Origin of the sequence: Aporhodopirellula sallentina SM41, assembly GCF_000346505.1 — a bacterium.
Classification (GTDB): Bacteria; Planctomycetota; Planctomycetia; order Pirellulales; family Pirellulaceae; genus Rhodopirellula; species Rhodopirellula sallentina.
In genome coordinates this window covers 1-3,010 of record NZ_ANOH01000259.1, presented here as the reverse complement: position 1 = coordinate 3,010, position 3,010 = coordinate 1, and the positions used below count along the sequence as shown (strand labels likewise).

Genomic DNA, 3,010 nt, shown 5'->3' with positions numbered 1-3,010 from the left:
ATGAGTTGACTCGCCGAGGTCACGAATTGGGGCACCAACCCCGATCGCATCAAGAGCATGCATTCCCGCCGCTCCCAAACAACACCCACAAATTTTCTCACGCGGGAACTCTGCTCGTTCGGCCAGAGTCACCTCATGACCGTGGTGCGCCAGACGAATCGCTGCGGCACAACCGGAAACGCCCGCCCCGACAACGAGCACCCGCGACGGTCGGGGCGTCTTGGCGATCATGAACTCGCACCAACGACGGCAGGCGCGTAACCGTCCACGGTTTCGGCCTCGCATTGCTGATCAATCACAGCCAACAATCGGCACGGGAAGGATGTCTTTACCGGCACCGAAAACCCGAGTGCCTGGTGCAGCAACGTCTCGAACTCGCCTCGCGTGTACGCCGCCCGAACGCTGGCTGAGGCATCGAAGTGCACGATGTCACTGCGGGTTACCAAACGGGCCGATGCAGCAACGAGTCCGAGGTTCACTCGAGAACGTTCGAGGTCGCAGATCACAATCGCCCGTTCGCTCACCCGCCACATTTCCTGCAGCAGCTTCGAAACGTCGGGCGGATCCAAGTGATGCATGAACAGTGACGAGGTGACCACATCGAAACCGCTCGGCAGTCCGTCCTGCAAACAATCACGGCAGATCGTCCCCAGCTCCACTCCGGCAGATCTTGCCGCGTCCGCAGCCGTTTGCATCGCCACTTCGCTGCGATCCAACGCAGTAACAGCCAACGGCATGCCTCGACGCCGAGCCATCTTCAGCCAATCGATCGGCAAATCACCACTGCCACTGGCCACGTCGAGCACCCGCAACGGTCGATTGCGAGGGCCTGCAGCGGACAACCGGATCAGTTGACGAAACAGAGCCAACGATACGCCGCTGATTCGATTGAGCCGACGAAGCCCGGCGAGAGCCGCCCGATGTCGGTCCGCAGATAGATCGGGGGCATCCATCTTTTCTTCGACACGGCAGCGTGGAAGCACCATCGGTTTGGATTCTTATTTCAAAGGTTGCAGATTCTCGAGGCATTCATGTCGCATCGGCCATTTCGCCGTCATCCTTCGCGCCGGAGTCGCCTGACCGAAGACGAAACACCAACGCAACCGTGCTCGCAGCGATGACTCCCAAACTGACCCACTGGGAGATCGACAGCGAAGTGCCGAACTGCCCTTCCTCATCAACGCGCACCCACTCGAGCACGATCCGAAGAACGGCGTACGCAATAAAGCCGCACAACATTAGGATACCGTCCAGGTGAACACCGGAGGCGTGCAGGATCCGTTCCAAAACTAATAAAACGACCAACATCACCGCCGCCATGACAGAACTGATGATCTGAGTCGCCCAAACCGGTTCGGCCCGCGGCGGTAGTTGATCGGGCGAAATACGGGCCACCAATTCACCATCGCGCAGCACTGCGAGCCCAGGCAGTGCGTCTTCGGCGGGTATGTCCAAGGGGGCGAGATCCGCAAACCCCGGATCCAGAATGAACGTGAGGACCTCACCCGGCTTCACTCCCGCCTGATCGGCCAAACTGCCTTCGTCGACCGATTTGACCATCCACAATTTATTCCGGCGGACCTGCTTTCCTTCCAGCGATGGCTCCCCATCATCATCCGAACCGCCCTCGTCACCGGTGTGCGGTCGAGCGGTGATGCCGATCAATTTCCCCGTGAGCAACTGATCCACGTAGACGTTGCTGCTCGGAGGAAACTGCACTGACAACGCGTTCGGTTCGCACGCACCGCCGTAGCAACATCCGTTCATCAAACACCCAAGACGTCCGAAAAACAGCCCCACGAAGATACAGGGAACGATCACATCGCCGAGTTTCCACAGCGGTTGGCGATGCCGAGTGACCACCCACGCCGACGCCAAAAAACCACCAATGAACCCGCCGTAGACCACCAACCCTCCTTGGGTCATCGCCGCCATCGCCGAGAGAGTCTCGCCCCACGTCGGTCGTAGGAAGTCCTCAAAATACTGGACAACATAAAACACACGGGCGCCCACCAGCCCGCCGCAGAACGTCCAGGGAGCCAACCGGTAAATCGCATCGGCCCCCAATCCGGCACGCTGGGCTCGCCACGCCGCGAGTGAAACCGAACAGACCGCCGCGAGCATCAGGAACATGCCATACCCGCGGATCGGTAAACCGACCGGCTCGCCCGCGAGGTTTTCCAACTCCAACCGCGGCAGCAGAAAGACAATGATCAGCCCCAAAAACGCCCACAGGCCGCCTTCGTTCTTGATCACGTGCCCAATCGTTGCCCGCTGTGGCTGATCCGCCGAGGCGGATTTGCCGTCCGATGGGGCGAGGATTCTCGCCGGCCAAATCGCGGTAATCGCCAGCCGAACCACGATGAAGATGACCAGAGCAGCCAGCAGCCACCCAACGCCGAAAAACGGGACACCGGCGATTTCGTGGGGAATCAGGAAAAGCGTTCGACGCATGAGGATCGTAGGGCGGGATGGGGGCAATTTCTGAAATCGTGTAGCGTTTCGCTCAGCAAACCAATGTCGCAGGCCCGATACGCCACGAATAGTCGAGTTTTTTTGCCACAGTCGCTACAACCGGGCTCTAGTCGCAAAGAAAAAGACGTTAAATTGGCGATCTCGCGTAGGCTTGGGAAACTTTGGGCCCCGCAAGTATACTGACGCTGCCCCAGTGATTACTCTTGGTCGCGTACACCACCTGCAACTACTTCTTGTCTGATCTACGAGGTTTCGATTCATGCCCAAGGCGCTCTGTCTGCTCAGCCTTGTGGCGTCGATTCTCTTGCTCGTGCTCTTTGGCGCCGATCTCATCATGGGATTTGCCGGCATGCAAGATGCGGCCCCGATGCAATCCACCAGCATGCTCATGGACCTGGCATTTCTCATTTTTGCCGGGGCTCTCGCCTACCTGAGCTTCACGACCTACCGCGAACAACGCTAAACGAGTGTCGCGTCAGGCAGAGCCACGGAAATTGCTCCGCGACGCCTAATCGCTACACCAACAATAGCCCCC

At 59.0% G+C, this 3,010-nt stretch carries 4 protein-coding genes; 1 reads left to right on the top strand and 3 read right to left on the bottom strand.

The features are described 5' to 3' along the window. The 3 genes from RSSM_RS32535 to RSSM_RS17150 all read right to left on the bottom strand — a co-directional run. A partial coding sequence (locus RSSM_RS32535; protein ID WP_144059902.1) for an NAD(P)/FAD-dependent oxidoreductase occupies positions 1-231 on the bottom strand: 231 nt, incomplete at its 3' end. Further along, positions 228-986 carry a methyltransferase domain-containing protein gene (locus RSSM_RS17155; protein ID WP_008681411.1) on the bottom strand — a complete coding sequence of 253 codons (759 nt, stop codon included), beginning with the start codon at positions 984-986 and terminating at the stop codon, positions 228-230. The genes RSSM_RS32535 and RSSM_RS17155, both read right to left, overlap by 4 nt. A 43-nt stretch (positions 987-1,029) precedes the next feature. Next, positions 1,030-2,454 (bottom strand): prolipoprotein diacylglyceryl transferase, encoded by a 1,425-nt coding sequence (locus RSSM_RS17150; RefSeq protein WP_008681409.1) that lies wholly within the window; start codon positions 2,452-2,454, stop codon positions 1,030-1,032. Between the two features lie 280 nt (positions 2,455-2,734). Here RSSM_RS17150 and RSSM_RS17145 point away from each other — a divergent pair, with 280 nt between their 5' ends. Then, the gene (locus tag RSSM_RS17145; RefSeq protein ID WP_052336069.1) at positions 2,735-2,938 is read left to right on the top strand and encodes a hypothetical protein; all 204 of its coding nucleotides are present in this window, start codon (positions 2,735-2,737) and stop codon (positions 2,936-2,938) included. Positions 2,939-3,010: the final 72 nt, after the last annotated feature.